The 15,499-nt window shown below is 38.6% G+C and carries 15 protein-coding genes and 1 pseudogene; 1 reads left to right on the top strand and 15 read right to left on the bottom strand.

Annotated elements, in window-relative coordinates:
- Positions 1-95: 95 nt before the first annotated feature.
- Positions 96-749, top strand: coding sequence for a phosphatase PAP2 family protein (locus ACYQ2D_RS16075; protein WP_022303311.1), 654 nt, complete (start codon positions 96-98; stop codon positions 747-749).
- Positions 750-830: 81 nt separating this feature from the next.
- On the opposite strand, the gene ACYQ2D_RS16070 is transcribed toward ACYQ2D_RS16075, so the two are convergent.
- From ACYQ2D_RS16070 to ACYQ2D_RS16000, 15 genes and pseudogenes are all read right to left on the bottom strand, one after another.
- Positions 831-1,847, bottom strand: a complete 1,017-nt coding sequence (locus ACYQ2D_RS16070) for a glycosyltransferase family 2 protein (protein ID WP_117456109.1) — start codon at positions 1,845-1,847, stop codon at positions 831-833.
- 41 nt (positions 1,848-1,888) lie between these two features.
- Positions 1,889-2,944, bottom strand: coding sequence for an A/G-specific adenine glycosylase (mutY, locus tag ACYQ2D_RS16065; RefSeq protein ID WP_459786220.1), 1,056 nt, complete (start codon positions 2,942-2,944; stop codon positions 1,889-1,891).
- A 53-nt stretch (positions 2,945-2,997) separates the two neighbouring features.
- Positions 2,998-3,816 carry an HAD-IIA family hydrolase gene (locus tag ACYQ2D_RS16060; protein ID WP_459786219.1) on the bottom strand — a complete coding sequence of 273 codons (819 nt, stop codon included), beginning with the start codon at positions 3,814-3,816 and terminating at the stop codon, positions 2,998-3,000.
- Positions 3,817-3,960: 144 nt separating this feature from the next.
- Positions 3,961-5,952, bottom strand: coding sequence for a L,D-transpeptidase family protein (locus ACYQ2D_RS16055; protein WP_459786218.1), 1,992 nt, complete (start codon positions 5,950-5,952; stop codon positions 3,961-3,963).
- 431 nt (positions 5,953-6,383) lie between these two features.
- Positions 6,384-6,845, bottom strand: coding sequence for a DUF2798 domain-containing protein (locus ACYQ2D_RS16050; RefSeq protein ID WP_022303316.1), 462 nt, complete (start codon positions 6,843-6,845; stop codon positions 6,384-6,386).
- Between the two features lie 599 nt (positions 6,846-7,444).
- Complete coding sequence (locus ACYQ2D_RS16045) at positions 7,445-8,257, bottom strand: N-acetylmuramoyl-L-alanine amidase (protein ID WP_459786217.1); 813 nt, start codon at positions 8,255-8,257, stop codon at positions 7,445-7,447.
- Positions 8,258-8,261: 4 nt separating this feature from the next.
- A complete protein-coding gene (locus tag ACYQ2D_RS16040) occupies positions 8,262-8,537 on the bottom strand; it encodes a phage holin family protein (RefSeq protein WP_117456122.1) in 276 nt (91 codons plus the stop codon).
- Positions 8,527-8,766 carry a hypothetical protein gene (locus tag ACYQ2D_RS16035; RefSeq protein WP_117456124.1) on the bottom strand — a complete coding sequence of 80 codons (240 nt, stop codon included), beginning with the start codon at positions 8,764-8,766 and terminating at the stop codon, positions 8,527-8,529. The genes ACYQ2D_RS16040 and ACYQ2D_RS16035 overlap by 11 nt, the downstream gene beginning before the upstream one ends.
- Before the next feature lie 11 nt (positions 8,767-8,777).
- Positions 8,778-9,218, bottom strand: coding sequence for a hypothetical protein (locus ACYQ2D_RS16030; RefSeq protein ID WP_459786216.1), 441 nt, complete (start codon positions 9,216-9,218; stop codon positions 8,778-8,780).
- Positions 9,219-9,232: 14 nt separating this feature from the next.
- Positions 9,233-9,409 (bottom strand): hypothetical protein, encoded by a 177-nt coding sequence (locus ACYQ2D_RS16025; RefSeq protein WP_459786215.1) that lies wholly within the window; start codon positions 9,407-9,409, stop codon positions 9,233-9,235.
- A 14-nt stretch (positions 9,410-9,423) separates the two neighbouring features.
- Positions 9,424-11,028, bottom strand: coding sequence for a carbohydrate-binding protein (locus tag ACYQ2D_RS16020; protein ID WP_459786213.1), 1,605 nt, complete (start codon positions 11,026-11,028; stop codon positions 9,424-9,426).
- Positions 11,029-11,047: 19 nt separating this feature from the next.
- A complete protein-coding gene (locus tag ACYQ2D_RS16015) occupies positions 11,048-12,220 on the bottom strand; it encodes a siphovirus ReqiPepy6 Gp37-like family protein (RefSeq protein ID WP_459786211.1) in 1,173 nt (390 codons plus the stop codon).
- The gene (locus ACYQ2D_RS16010; protein ID WP_459786210.1) at positions 12,199-12,822 is read right to left on the bottom strand and encodes a hypothetical protein; all 624 of its coding nucleotides are present in this window, start codon (positions 12,820-12,822) and stop codon (positions 12,199-12,201) included. The genes ACYQ2D_RS16015 and ACYQ2D_RS16010 overlap by 22 nt, the downstream gene beginning before the upstream one ends.
- A 1-nt stretch (position 12,823) precedes the next feature.
- Positions 12,824-13,666: a phage distal tail protein gene (locus ACYQ2D_RS16005; RefSeq protein ID WP_459786208.1), complete on the bottom strand. Its 843-nt coding sequence runs from the start codon at positions 13,664-13,666 to the stop codon at positions 12,824-12,826.
- Positions 13,663-15,499 (bottom strand): annotated as a pseudogene (locus ACYQ2D_RS16000) (hypothetical protein); the annotation flags it as partial. The gene ACYQ2D_RS16005 and the pseudogene ACYQ2D_RS16000, both read right to left, overlap by 4 nt.

Raw genomic sequence — 15,499 nt, 5'->3', positions numbered from 1 at the left:
TAAATGTTTTCTAAATTTAACATGAACCCCATTGTTATTGGAATTTGACTATGCTATAATGTCAATACTTAATACTTGGAGAAGAGGTGAATTTCATGAAGCTATTAAAAAAATACCAGCATGTTTGGATTGTACCTGTATATGGCATTTTTTATTTATGGGCTTTTCAATATCTCGAACAGCGCAATGTAAAAGCTCATATCATTCATTTAAAATTAGATGACATGATTCCTTTCTGTGAGTATTTTATTATTCCTTATCTAATGTGGTTTCTTTATATTGCATTAACCGTTGGTTATTTTGCTTTCATCAATAAAAATAAGCAGGAATATTACCAGCTTATCTTTACATTAGGACTCGGAATGACATTGTTTTTAGTTGTTTCCTATTTTTATCCAAATGGTCAGGATTTAAGACCACACTTAACCGGAGATGGATTTTTTATCAGTTTGGTACGGCATCTGTACCGGATTGATACACCAACTAATATTTTACCAAGTATTCACGTGTTTAACTCAGTTGCCTGCTGTATCGCAATTTGCAGACATAACTCCTTTAAACATCCACGTACGGTAAAAATAGTTACATTTGTCTTATCCGTTTTAATTATACTGGCAACTGTGTTCTTAAAACAACATACGTTAATTGATGTATTTTCTGCATTTGCGCTGAATATCGTTGCTTACCAGATGTTCTATAAACCACATCCTGTCCGTCAGAAACAGCCGGAACAGATTTTTTTAAAATAATGACAAACAAAAATAAGCAAGAGAACTGTATCATTTACAACTCTCTTGCTTTTTCTTTTAATTAAAAATCTAATTTTAAATCTAATTAAATCCGTAAAATTTTTGTGCTACGTGATATACCGCAATAATAATATTTCTTCCACCTGCTCCCGGAAGATTGACTGCCCTTCCTAAGATTCCAAGTCTTAATTTACTATAAATATTTATATCTGCATTTTTAATATATTTCCATAAATCTTTCTTTTTGTTCAGGTTTTCTTCTGTGCCTGAACGAATCAGCATAACAGAAGAAACAGTCGTAATGATATCCAGATATCTCAACATATACTGTCTTAAATGTTTATTTGAAATTTTCTTTCCGGCAATGGTATCTACCATCAGACGATTCACTAACAACTGCTGGTCAATCCTGCGAATCATGACGTCCTCATGTACTGACTGGTCTTCACGTCCAATAAAATAACGATAGAAATTTTCATCCATATAATACATTGTTTTTACGGACATTAATGGCTGATACACAAACAGGTTATCTACATAAAATGTATGTTTTGGAAGTTCCAGTCCACACTCTCTTAATAATTCTGTACGATAAATAACAGAATGCATTAAGATATATTTTCCGACCGGCATATTCGACACTTCATCCCATGTAAAAATACGATTCTGAGGAAGATATTTACGATAACGCATGATTTTCTTTCGTTTTACGCCCTGTTTTTCATACACAAAATTGCTAATCATCATATCCAGAGTCTGCGGACCTGCAATCAATTCCTGCAGTTTTTTCAAAATTGCCTCAAAGGCTTCTTCGTTGACCCAGTCATCACTGTCTACTACTTTAAAATAAAATCCTGTTGCATTGCGGATTCCTGTATTAACGGCTTCTCCATGTCCTCCATTTTCCTGATGAATGACTCTTACAATGGTCGGATACTTTTCGGCATATTCATCTGCAATCTTTGCAGTATCGTCTTTTGAACCATCATTAACAATCAAAATCTCGACAAGTTCTCCTCCCTTTAATAATGAATCAACACAATTTCTCATATAATCCTGTGAATTATAACACGGAACTGCTATTGACAGTAATTTCATAATAAACTCCTTTCATCCTTCATCTGGCATTTGCTGTATTTTCATTCTAATTTTTTATCCATATATTTTTTATATACCGAGAATGCAGATGGCATCGGATAGTTTTCAGATGCTTCTTCTTTATCAATAAAAATAAAATCTTTGCTTTTTTTTAGCTCTGTATCTTCTACTAAAATAAAGTATCCCTGCATCTGCCATTCCACATGTGAAAAAATGTGCTTTGCATTTTCAATTTTCTTAATCTGAATGGGGACCAGATTCTGTTTTTCTACAAAAAAAAGCACTTCTTTTTCAGACAGAAATCCCTCCTGGTTCGGAAACTCATATAACCCTGCCAAAAGTCCCTCATCCGGACGTTTTCTAACTGCAAAATATTCTTGCTTCTGAATCAACAGTACTGTCTTTTTTTCAATTCTCCGTTTTACTTTTCCACTCTTCTTCGGATATTGTTCAATTGTACCATGTTTTTTTGATTTACAACAGTTTAAAATCGGACATTTTTCACATTTTGGCATCCCATTGGGCAGACAGACGGTTGCTCCAAGTTCCATTAGACTCTGATTGAATTCACCGACATCATTTTCCGGCATCTGTTCTTCTAAAATATACTCAGCTTCTTTTTTCGTTGACGTCTTTGCAATATCTTTTTCCCACTCTTCCTGCCTTGCCAGAACCCTTAGCACATTTCCATCTACGGCAGGCTTTCTGACTCCAAATGCAATCGACGCAATTGCTCCTGCCGTATAACTTCCAATTCCAGGCAACTCCAGAATTTTATCGTAATCAGAAGGCATTTCTCCGTCATACTTTTCTACAATGACTTTTGCTGCTTTCTGCATATTTTTGACCCGATTATAATATCCCAGTCCTTCCCACAACTTCAAAAGTATTTCTTCTTCACACTCTGCAAGTGCTTCTATTGTAGGAAGTTTTTCTAAGAATCGCGCATAGTATCTCTTTACTGCTTCTACTCTTGTCTGCTGAAGCATAATTTCCGATACCCAGATATGATAAGGAGTCGCATCTTCTCTCCAGGGTAGGCTCCGTTTCTCTTTTTTGTACCATTCAAGCAGTGGCTTTGCTCTGTTTTCAAACATTTCAGTTTCTCCTAAAAAACAGCCAGAAACTTATCTCCAACCGTTTTATATTTTTATTCTATCAGTCCTTCATAAATTTCTTTTACACTGTCAAAGATATAGTCTGGTTTTATCTCACCTTCCAAAATATCTTTCATTTCTGCCTCTCCTGATAAGACACAAATGGTATCTATCTTTGCATTAATTCCGGTTTTGATATCCGTATAAAGCCGGTCACCGACAATCACTGCATCCTCCTTATCGACACCCAGCTTTTTCAATACACAGTTTACCATAATCGGCTCTGGTTTTCCAATAAAAAACGGTTCTTTTCCCGTCGCATTTTTTAGCATAATGCTCATAGAACCACAATCTGGAATATACCCAAAACTAACCGGACAAACTAAATCCGGGTTCGTTGCCAGATATGCCACCTCTTTTCCTAACATAATGCAGGTATTTCTTATTTTTTCTGACGTATTCTCCGTGTCAAACCCAATTAAGACAATACTTGCTCTGTCATCTGCTTCTGTTACCACTTCAATTCCTGCACTCCGAAGTTCTTCCACTAAAGACTGTGTTCCCATACAATAGACAATCTGTCCCGGATAATTTTCTTTAATATAGGCTGCTGTCGCCTGACTCGATGTATAAAAATTTTCTTCGTCCGCAAAAATCCCCATGTCATTAACTTTTTTTACATAGTCTTTCACCGATTTTGAAGAATTATTTGTAATAAAAATATACTGTGCTCCTCTTTGTCTGATTTCCTCTAAAAATTCAAGTGTTCCATCAAAAATTTCATTTTCATTATAAATCGTTCCATCCATATCCAACAAATATAGTTTTTTTGATTTTAAACGTTCTGCTGTTTTGCCTGTTTTATCTTTCAATCTGCTCGTTTCTCCATTTTTTTCTATAAGATTTATCCTATTTTACCAGCTTACCAAAAAAGAAGCAAAACGAATGAAACTAAAATTTAAAGAGTTTCGTCCGTTCTGCCTCCTTCTATTTTTTACCAAATTTAAAATTTCACTTTAATAAAAACATAATATCGGGCATCCAGCTTCAATATTTTCATAAAGTTCTGATGCCATACTGCTCGGAAGGTTGACACATCCATGAGAACCGCTGTACATAAAAATACTTCCGCCAAAGGAATATCTCCAACTGGCATCATGGAATCCAATTCCTCCATTAAACGGCATCCAGTATTTTACAGGTGATTCATATTCATAAGTGCCATCTGACCTTCTCGTACCTCTTAATACCTGGTCTTTTTGCTTATACATCAAAGAATAAGTTCCAGATGGAGTTCTTCTATCGGAAATTGTGTAGGTTCCAGAAACAAAATCAGTATCCATGATAAGCGTTCCTTCTTTGTAATACCATAAATGCTGATTTCCAAGGTCAACTTCCACATAAGTATTTCCAATATCATCACCTGTCATACTATAAATAGCAGCTCTTGATGCATAAGCCGGCTCTCTTGTTACCACATCATGATTCACAATATTTTCATAAATCTGCTCTGCCTCTTCGCTCTGGTCAATTCGAAATCCATAGCTTCCGCCACTGACTGTCACAGGCTCTCCGGTCATCGTACTTGTAATTGTACGGTCACGTCCCATCGTGTTTCGTCTTGTCGCCAAGTCTAAAACATATTCTTTGATATGTGCCATGACTGCCTCTTTATTTTCTACATAATTTCCCTCTTCATCATAGCTTAACCAGTCCTTAATCTGCATACCGTCTAATACTTCCTGCTCATCACCAAATGTATATGTAATGGTTGCAGTTGCACAACTGTTCCAGATATCTTTTTGATGAATCAATGTTTCATCATCTTTTGTCACACTCGGTTTTGCATAAGCTCCTGTTTTTTCCACTGACAGCTTTGTCTGACTTGTACAAACAGCTTCTTCTAATGCCGTAAGCAGCGTTCCTTCGTCAATGGTTGTTCCCTGTGTCTCATCCTGAATCACAAACTGATTGTCCACAAACGCAATCTGTGCATCTGCCGGTGCCTCCATATTTGCCTCCTGCAGGCAATCCAGACCATCTAACTGCGCTTTAAGCGCAGTTTTGTCAAAATTTGCATCAATCTCAACATTATAATTTTTCTTTGAAAACAGACCACTTACCCATAACAGCGGATTTTGTTTTTTCATTACATCTTTTACATCTCCACTGCCTATATACTGATATCCGATATCACTGCCTGAAATCGTTCTGCTTTCATTATTTCTGAAATCCAATTCAATTTCGTAAGACTCAACCTGTTTTTTCAATGCCGCATCTGCTTTTTTCTCCGTCATATTGGCACAGTCCATTCCATTGATTTTACTGCCTGCAAACAAATGATTGGTATAATAAAGCGCTCCTGCTGCATATCCCACAACCAAAATAGCTACTGCTGCACCTGCAATCATCGAAGGTTTCAGTTTCTTTTTTGCGTTACCTGTCTCATCAGAAATTTCGGAATCTACTATCTGTTCTGCTGTTACCGGTATTGGTTCAACTGCTATAGAGGAAGCCACGGCTTCTTCTATAAATGACTCTTCTGAAGATGGTTCTTCTTTAACATATTCATCTTCCTTGAGAACGCTTTCTTCCTGTTCTTCTTTTTCTACAGGTACTTCTTCTTTTGGAATTTCTTCTTTTGAAACTTCCTCTTTTGAAATTTCCTCTTTTGAAATTTCCTCTTTTGAAATTTCCTCTTGTTTTACGTTTTCTTGGTTTACGTTTTCGTCTTCTTGTTTTGCGTTTTCTTCTTTTCCGGCTTCTTCCTTCGCTGAAACAGCTTCCCTTACCGCCTCTTCCTTGGAAATTTCCTCCCCTATTGTTTCCTGAATGATTTTTTCCATTGCAGAATCAATCTGTTTTTCTATTTCAGGATTTTCACCAGCATGTTGCTGTGCCTGCTTTTGTTTTTCCATTGCCCGCTTTTTTGCAGCTTCCACTTTTCTTCTTCGGGCTTCTGAACGAAACGGCTGCTGATTTTTATTCTTTTTTGTTGTATCTTTCATTATCTACTACTCCTGCAACTACTACTTTTCTTTTCCATCCAAATTCGACACTTGTACATTATAACACAAATTTTCCTTTATTGGTAAAATTAACGAAACCTAAATAAAAGTTAAGAAATTTGTAATAACTAGCGTATCAGAAATAGTAAAGCAACCCTTTTGATTTTTTGCCATCCTCGAATGTTTATCTGCAGTAAAGCGGACATTCGCAATCCGCTTCGCTACTTGCTCATGAACGCAGTCGCTTTGCGATCTGTCAGTGGGAGTTGAAAGCTCCCACTGACAGAAGCATCCCCCTCACCCGCCGCTTAGTGCTCTGCGCACTTGAAGCGGGGGAATGCTTATCTGCGTTCAAACACCCTTAGTATACCACAAAAGGATGCCATATTTACACTGACATCCTTTTCTTTTTCTTTACTTTTTTTCTTTACTTAAGCTTCTTTAAACATCATTCTGAAAATTTTTCTTACCAACGGACCTGCAAAGAAAATCTGCCAGCAGAGTGCCATTGGGAAGTTTAATGCAGTCGTTTCTGCCCATACCGCAATTATATCTTTCCCGGCATGTTTAAACAATAACGTAGCTGCAAGGCTCATGCTTGGACACATCAGGCATACTGTTACCGCTGAAATTGCAAGCACAATCATAATCTGCGCATCTTTTCCCGGTGTTACAAATCCAAATGCAATTTTTTTTGATAAAAATCCAAATAAGAAGAAGTCTAAAATAAACGCAATTGGTCCCATAATCACTAATTCATGAAAAGCAAGTAAAAAGACTTCATTTGTCATTCCACCTTTGTTAAGCGCAATGTTATAGATAATCATTGCATAAACCATAACGAACACCATCATAATTGTAAATACTACTTCCTGAAACTTTGTTTTTGGCATAATTTTAATTCCTTTCTCTCGTTCAATTCTCTACAAAAAATATATAAAAACAAAAAAACGTGCAGTTGCAAAGGATTTTGCGATCGTTTTGCAACTGCACGTCGTGGTTCTATTATACCAAAACTTTATGCACTATATAATACTTTAAGTTCTACAAACTTTATGTGAATTTTTCTAATTTCACATACAATTTGCATAATAATACTGTTTTTTTACTATGCAACACGAAATGCAACACGAAATAAAAAAAGTACTGTAAATACAGTACTTTTAAAGCAGGGGATGAGGGATTCGAACCCATAACAGCGATATTGTTTAAATTTAACTAATTATTTGAAAGCCGTAAAAGTACCGTAAATACAGTATTTTCATGATTTTCAATTCCGTTTTAACATGATTATTTATGTTAAAATATAACACTATGCAACACGAAATGCAACACGGAGATGATACAATTTTTAGTTGCCAGCATATTGACAGAATTTTTATGCTGGCAACTATTGTCAGACAATTCACTCAAAAATTTATTTGAAAACGTCTATTTAAATAGGTAGAAACTCGACTTTGTAGTCTAAGATTAGTCTAAGCAGAAGCTTAACTCAAATTGCAATCAAGTCATGCCACATGTCCTGTCCACAGATGCCGTCACCTTTTCCATTGCCAAGTTTTTTACCTTGCTTCATGCGCTCAATCTGATACTTGTTAACCGCTGTCATTAATTCTTTTTCAAATTTTCTGTCAAGCTTTCCGGAATAATATCCTCTCGCTTTCAGAATTTCCTGCAAGAGCAATACACTAGTGCTAGAATCTCCGACTTTGCAGGTTGCTGGACTAAACATATACTTTTCCTCCTTAGTTGTTGTATTTGCCGATGCGTTAGTTGATGCTTTTACAGTCTGCCCTGTGATACCTTTTACGATTGCATTTGCCATTTTCTCAGCACTGTAAAGTGCAGCATCTTTTTTATTGTCGCAAAAACAGCACTCAACAAGCAGTGCTGGCGCATTTGTGTGCCTCAACACATACAAACCGTTACGGATAGAGATTCCACCATTTCGCTTTGTGTAGCCGAGCTTTTCGATTTCATTCGCAATTTTCTGCGCCGTGCTTTTTGATGCAGAATTTTCACTGTAAATACACACTTCTGTTCCATTTGCTGAGCTGTTAAATGCATTGAAATGAATACTCACATCTAAATCTACGCTGTGAGCATTGCATTTTGCAACAATCGCTTCTAAATTGCCACGCACAGTTGTTGCAGTTTCGTCCGTGCAATCGTAGACTGTGTGTCCGAGCGCTCTAAGCTTTGTAATCACTAAATCTTTTACTTTTCTATCCTCTACCGTTTCGCTAAAGATTCCGCTTGCGCCTGGAACTTTAAAGTTGTGTCCTGCGTGTACATTAATTTTCATATTTTTATCCAACCTTTTCATCTTTATTCAATAAATTTCTTAACATTTCATATAACCCTGTCGATGCAAGCCCTGAAATCATACCTCCAAGGACTACATCTATATTAATTCCAGATTTCACATTAACTACAATTGCAATAATTGTTCCAAGTGTCAATGCGGCAAGCGGAATATATTTATTAGGAAATTTAACAAAAGCTGTTTTCAATACATAGCCAACCATCAGACAAATTCCTAAAATTGGTAAATTAATATATTCTAGCAAAAAGTTAATGTCCATTCTGAACCTCTCTTTCTAATTCTTCCAAGCTATCAATTCTGTGATGAGCAGAGCGTGTAGACTGTTCCACTACTACCATGCGCTCAATCAAATTGTTGTGTTTTTTTACCTTTTCTTCCAATTGCTCGATTCGATAAATTGTCAATTTATTTGCTGTCATAATCCCCGCAAGAGACCCTGCAAGCGTGCCAAGCAAGGAGCAGACAGCAACTACAATCTCTGGTTGCATTGTGCCACCTCCTATGCTAATACCCAGCAAAGATTAATATAATATTCTTTGTTAGCCTCTGATAATTGTGTGTCATTTACAAGAGCTACTACTCCATCTGTATTAATTCCGATGTTTCCGTAACGCAAATCATATCGAGGAGCAAGGAGACGCACATAGCGATTCGGGCGATAACCCGCCGGAATTGTTGCAAGTGTTGCACCTGCCGCTGTTGCACTTGTTTTTAATCTTCCTAGCGCAACCACAATATTACCATGCTTTCTAAGTGTGATATCTCCTGTGTTTCCGCTTGCTAATGTTGCTTTTGCTGTTGTTCCGTTAAAAATCGCTTCCGCTGTTGTTGCAGAATTATCTGAGTTTGTATGTGCCACCTGCGCTGAATCTGTTTTGTGATGATATTCATCCCATGTACTTCCATTGAAAATTTTAAAAATCGCTTTCTTAATTGCCATTCTTTTGCCTCCTACTATATATTAATCCAAACAGTTCCAGTTGCGACTCTGACTGGAGCAGATGTTTGTGTATAAATTTTTGTTCCATCTGCGCCTTTAGGACCAGCCGGTCCTGTTGCTCCTTTTGGTCCAGTATCTCCTTTCGGTCCAGTCACTCCAACTACTTTACCTAAATCAACTGTGCTTGCCATTTTTTACCTCCATTTTACGGATAAATTGCAATTAAATGCCCATTTGAATCAATCTGAAACGTCGGGCTATCACCTTTATCACCCTTTGCACCAGTTGCGCCTTTTTCTCCAGTCGCACCTTTTGCTCCTGTATCGCCCTTATCACCTTTATCTCCTTTAGCCCCTGTATCGCCTTTTGAAGCGATTTTGAGCCAATACGTAGCATTTGCTGGGGTAATGCTAGAAGAAGCTGTGTGGCTCTTGATGCAGGCATAAGTATTGCCATTGTATGTAACGATATCAATATAAGATGTATCATTCACATAAGCTGTCCCAGATGCCCATGTATTTTTCAGTCTCATACTGACACCAGCCGAACCTTTTGCGCCTGTATCTCCTTTTGCGCCTGTCGCTCCAGTATTTCCGGTTACACCTTTTGCCGCAATTTGAATCCAGTATGTAGTATTTGTCGGAACAATACTGGAAGAAGCAGTATGACCTTTTGCACAAGCGTAGGTACTGCCGTTGTAAGTTACAATATCAATATACGTTCCATCATTGACATAAGCGGTTCCAGATGCCCATGCGCCTTTTAAGCGCATGCTCACACCTTTTGCACCTTGTGCCCCCTGCGGTCCCTGCGCTCCAATCGGTCCCTGCGCACCAGTATCACCCTTTGCACCTGTCGCTCCGGTAGCTCCTGTTGCTCCTTTGATATTGCCGGTCTTCGACCATGCACCAGAGGCTCTTTTATACACATCAAAATTCGATGTATTTAAGAAGAAATCTCCGTCTTTTCCCTGCGATGTAGTTGGAGCAGCCGTTCCAGTTAACCATGTTGCGCCATCTGCGCCCTTAGCTCCGGTTGCACCTGTTGCCCCCTTTGCACCTGTCGCTCCGGTTGCACCGGTATCACCTTTATCACCCTTGTCACCTTTTGGTCCTTGTAAGTCAACTACCATCTGGAAACCGGAGATATGTACTTTATACCCTGCCGGAAGTCCCGCTTTTAACTTAATTCCCTTTCCGTCTGAGTTTTCAGTAAATGTCGTTCCATCCTGTCGTACACCATTAACATATACTTCCAGAGCATTTCTTTTTAACGGAAACTGATAATCTGTCCAAGAAAAAGAAGTCTGTCCCTCTGTAGAGGTAAAAATCTTCTCAAAACGAATATAACTTTCTGTACTTCCTGCCGGTCCCTGAACACCCTGTTCACCTTTATCACCTTTCGGTCCCTGTGGTCCAGTCGCACCAGTATCGCCTTTGTCACCTTTTACACCCTGAATACCCTGTGGTCCCTGAATGCCTTGGTCTCCTTTATCACCTTTCGGTCCCTGAATACCTTGTGCACCAGATAAGTCAACGATATAAGTATAGGCACTTGAACTTTTGCAATATAATTTACCGGTATCTACATCATTTACACTTCCGGTATCAATCATGACAAAACTTCCTACACTTACTCCATCTGTAGAATATCCAGCGTTCATGGCTGATACACTTTTGTAAATTTTAGCGATTTTAAACGGCTCTCCTGGGTCACCTTTTAGCCCCTGTTTTCCTTGAGGTCCCTGTGGACCCTGTGCTCCTTGCGGTCCTTGTGGACCAATTACTTTACCTAAATCAACTGTACTCATTATTTGCTCCTTTAATCTTCTAATCTTCATAAATTGCAATTAAATGTCCGTCTGCGTTTATCATTAGCTGAGGTGTTTTTCCATCTTCGCCTTTTTCACCTTGTTTACTTTCCGCAAAGCCCATCATAGAACCTGAGATTTTTTCTAAAATTGTTTTTTGTGTTGTTCCAAAAGTAGGCGAAATGGCATAGCCGTTTTCATCAAACATTTCTGTTATTTCAACAATTCTTTCGTTTATGTTTACAGCATATTCACGGTCAATTGTAACAACTATATCTCCTAAATCCCATTTTGTTTTATACTGTGCAGCATCTACCTCGGAAGAGTATGTGTCGCTACATGCACACTCTGCAAGCTTAGATTTACCTCTATCCGGAAGTGCTGTATCATCTTCAATATCTCGTGCATCTACAAAAAGTTCATAGCGATTCATGCCGGAATTTTCATTTCCGACGTAACGAATTCGACGATTGACACCTTCGCCCTGTCCTGCCACAATTGCAGTATTTTTATACTCTGTGATATCGGAAATAAATTCACGATTCGAAACATTGTCATAGTCGACATTAAAAATCATCGGCGGACGTTTCGTTTGATTTGCTGAGCGATCTACACCTTCTAAAACTTCAAACAAAAGTTCTTGTTCTTCTGGTATTAAAGAAATGCTCACACCTAAACCTGAAGCTTCGCATAGTGTCGTTATTGCCTCGTCTAAATTGTCATATCGGGTTTGGAAATAAACAACATCGCCTCTTCTTTTTGATTCTTTCACTCGCAAATACGGAATATTTCTGTTTGCAACTGCCGCATTTGTTGCGTTTAGTTTTACTAAGTTGCAAATTATTGTTTCTGCTCTATCATGAAAACGATAATGTGACATTGCCGGAGCACTCGGCGGGTATGTAATACGTTGTGTTAACAAATGTAACAATGTATAGCCGCTGATTGTTGCAGTTACATTGTTATCATCATCCGAGCATTCAATTCTTTTAATGATTCCGCTTTTTCGTCTGTCATTATCTAACATAATATAATTGCCTATTTTCATTTGCTCAGTAATTTTATAGACAAAAATCTGAAATGTTCCGTATTTCGTCCAGCGTGTAATAAATTCCAAACCCTCATAAGCATCTAGTTCACCGATAAATTTCAAGTTTTTATCAAAAAATCTTACGTTAATTCGTTTATCCATATACTTCCACTCACCGCCCCTGATGGTGTTGTGCTCTGTGTATAGATGTTTCGCCATCCTGTTCCTTGCTGTTGTTTAAACCACTCGTCAAACAGACGCTGATTTTCTTTCATTGCGGCATTATAAGCAGTTAAAGTTTTCGGTCGAATTGCACCGCATACAAGATTATTCGACCTCTCATCTCTATAAAGCGTAATTCCTCCGTTTTTAGCAACTCTATACTGTCCAAGCGACAATTCGTAAATAGTTTCTGTTCTTGTAAGCGCTGGTGTATTTGGTGCACTAGATGCACCTCCTGCTCTTACAAGCAGCTTTACAGATGATTGTGATACATTTAATTGTAATATCACTCTGTAAATTTTTGGATAATTTGCATCCGGAGAAAGTTGGAACTCTTTTGGCGAATCATTATAATGATAAAAACCCTTCAAAATAGCAAACCCTTTTCCTACTGTCACTTTTCCGGAAGAGATTGTAATCGGATACTGCATAGAACCATCTGAATTTACTGCAATTCCGGATTCGTAGATATTATCAAAATACCGGTTAAATTCTTCCTGACCATATTCCGTACCCCCATTAAAAAATCCATAATATTCCATTTTACACTCCTATATATCTGTTTTTATATCGTACTTCCACGGACTGAGGGTCTAAACCGTTTTCAGACGTATATTCAAGCATGTTATCACCTACTTGCAAGGAGAAAAATACAGACTGCAGATCAATGTAATCAAATGCATCTGTGCTTACTCCACTTCTTATAATTTCAACTTTCTTCTGTCCAAAAGCAGTATTGATATACAAAATATCATCTGAAGTCAGTTCCCTCTTAATTCGGATAAATTCTCCTGTAGACAAATTCGTAATCTTAGGATTAACTGCCGGTCCGTGAAAATAAATTTCAAGAGGTGCTTCTGTATGTCCGGAATTAAAGACGTTCTTTTTAGGTTCTCCTCTCTCTTTGAGTTTAAAAGGGAGCGTGAATTTCCACGCCCACCCTTTTACCCATGTAGAAATTGCCTCACCAGTCTGCACAATGTCCTGGAACATTGGATCCATACAGGAAAGTTCTATTTCAAATTCAAGAACATCATAAATATTCTGGCTTGTAAAATGAAAACTCTCTACTTCGTATTCAATTTCTCTTTCTACACCAAGATGATTCACTGTTAAGGTTCCGGAAGAGAACGGACTAAAAAAACGGATTAACTCCTGACGCTTATCAGATTTATCTTCATTTCCGAGATAATCCGCAGAAATAGCAATCGGTCTTGAAAGAACTTTTTTTCGTTTTAACCGTTCTCCAATAAAGTTCGAATTTACGCTTTTTTCCAGTTCATAATCTGTTGCTTCAATTCCGGAATATTCTGTTACACCAAAGTCCGGTTCATCCAACACAAGCGTCTCTTCTCCTTTTGAAAAACGAAACTCTATCCTGTTCAAGTTAATGCCAACCTCCTTGCTTCTTTTCTAAGTGCACGGCTCATCTCTACCGGAGACTGAACTGGCTGATAGAAATTAATTTCCTGTTTCACTTCTGTATTTTGAGAAGCTGCATATCCGTAAGCCTGTGGCGCTCTTTCAAGCATTTTGTTTGTCGTGATTCTGGAAACTGTTTCACTTACTGCTCCTCTCATCATTCCAAGCAGAGACTTTACATCCACCTGCATGGCATCGGTTACCATTTCCGCAGCCTGTGTTACAACAGAAGTATTATCTTCCATTCCTCCACTGATACCGTAATCAAACATCTTACCAATCCAGCCGCCCACTCGTGATGGAGAATGAATTTGTAAGTTTGCCTTTGCCGCATTAGCTGCAGCTGCTGCTACGGATGCCGCTGCACTGGCAACTCCATAACTACCAGCACGAATACCATTCGCAAAGCCATTTGAGAAATTTACTCCAATCGAATAACTGCCACCAGAATTACTTGATAAGCCCGAAACCGCTGTTCTTCCAAGCGATGCCGCTGCGGAATCCGCTGAACCTTTTCCACTATTAATTCCTGATACGAAATTAGATGCTAAATTGCTTCCTTGTGTCTTTGCAGAACTTGCTACATTAACACTACTTAAGCCTTTTGTCGCTGCTGTTCCAAGTCCTCTTGCTGCCGATGAAGCACTATTTGTTCCATTCCGGATTCCAGCCGCAAACTGATTTGTCGCTGTTTTTGCCTGCTGAGTAAAATTACTCGGAATGTTCGTTCCTTTTAAGGAATTTTTTGCAGAGTTTCCAAGTGCGGATGCTGATGATTTTGCATTTCCCTGCCCTGCAGATAATGTCCTTGCAAAATTTTGTGTTGCTGATGTCGCTGCGGTCTGATAGTTTCCAGCAACAGACATATTTCCAAGACCAGATTTCGCCGCATTTCCAAGAGCTGATGCTGCCGATGAAGCGCTACCTGCTCCACTGTTCAAGCTATTTACAAGTCCTGATACTGCGCTTTGTGATTGAGTTGAAAATGTTCCTGGCATATTTCCGGCAACAATCCCGGTATTTGCTGCATTTCCAAGGGCTGATGCTGACAACTGCATAGATTCCGCACTGCTTAACAAATATGTATTCGCTGCCGATGCGGCGGCAGATGCATTTGAGCCAAACACTGCCGGCATGTCTGCCGCCGTAAATCCAGTTGCGCCAGACTGAGCAACTGTTAATGCCGCCATATACAGTTCTTCCTGATGCGCAAGCACTTCCTCTACTGTCATTCCGCACGCTTTTGCCGCCGCAAACACTGCTCCGGAATAATCTGTTTCTGTAAATCCTCGTGTAATTGCACCTGCACTGTTTCCTGCCGCTGCCCGGATGAAATCTTCACCGGTTTCAAGTTGATTTGTTGTAGAGTCAATAGCATCTCTTGCTTTTTGTGCCGGAGTGGTCTGTGTGTCCACTTCATCAATTCCTTGAATCAGCTGTTCAATTGCCTCTGTTCCAACATCACCAAGTGCCCCACTATCTTTTAAATATGTAGCAAAGGTTTTTATAATTTCATCAGACGTCATAGATGCAGTACCTTTAAACTCTGGAATTTTTTCTTCCATTCCCTGCATCATTTCTGACAAACTCCAAGCAAGTGACTTTTTGCCAGCCGGTCCTAAATTATTCAGTTTTTCCACTGCCTGTGAAATTGCTTTCTGCAAACTTTCAGGAATCTTTCCACCAGAGGCTTTAATTTCCTCTGTAGCCATTTCAAACCCTTTTGCCATAACAGAAAAATCTGTTGAAGAGAGTGTTTTTTCTATCTCTTCATGGCTGTATTTCACACCTTTTGCA

Source organism: Blautia stercoris (assembly GCF_054657695.1).
The sequence above is the reverse complement of the archived record's forward strand: the minus strand, read 5'-3'. Positions and strand labels throughout refer to the sequence as shown.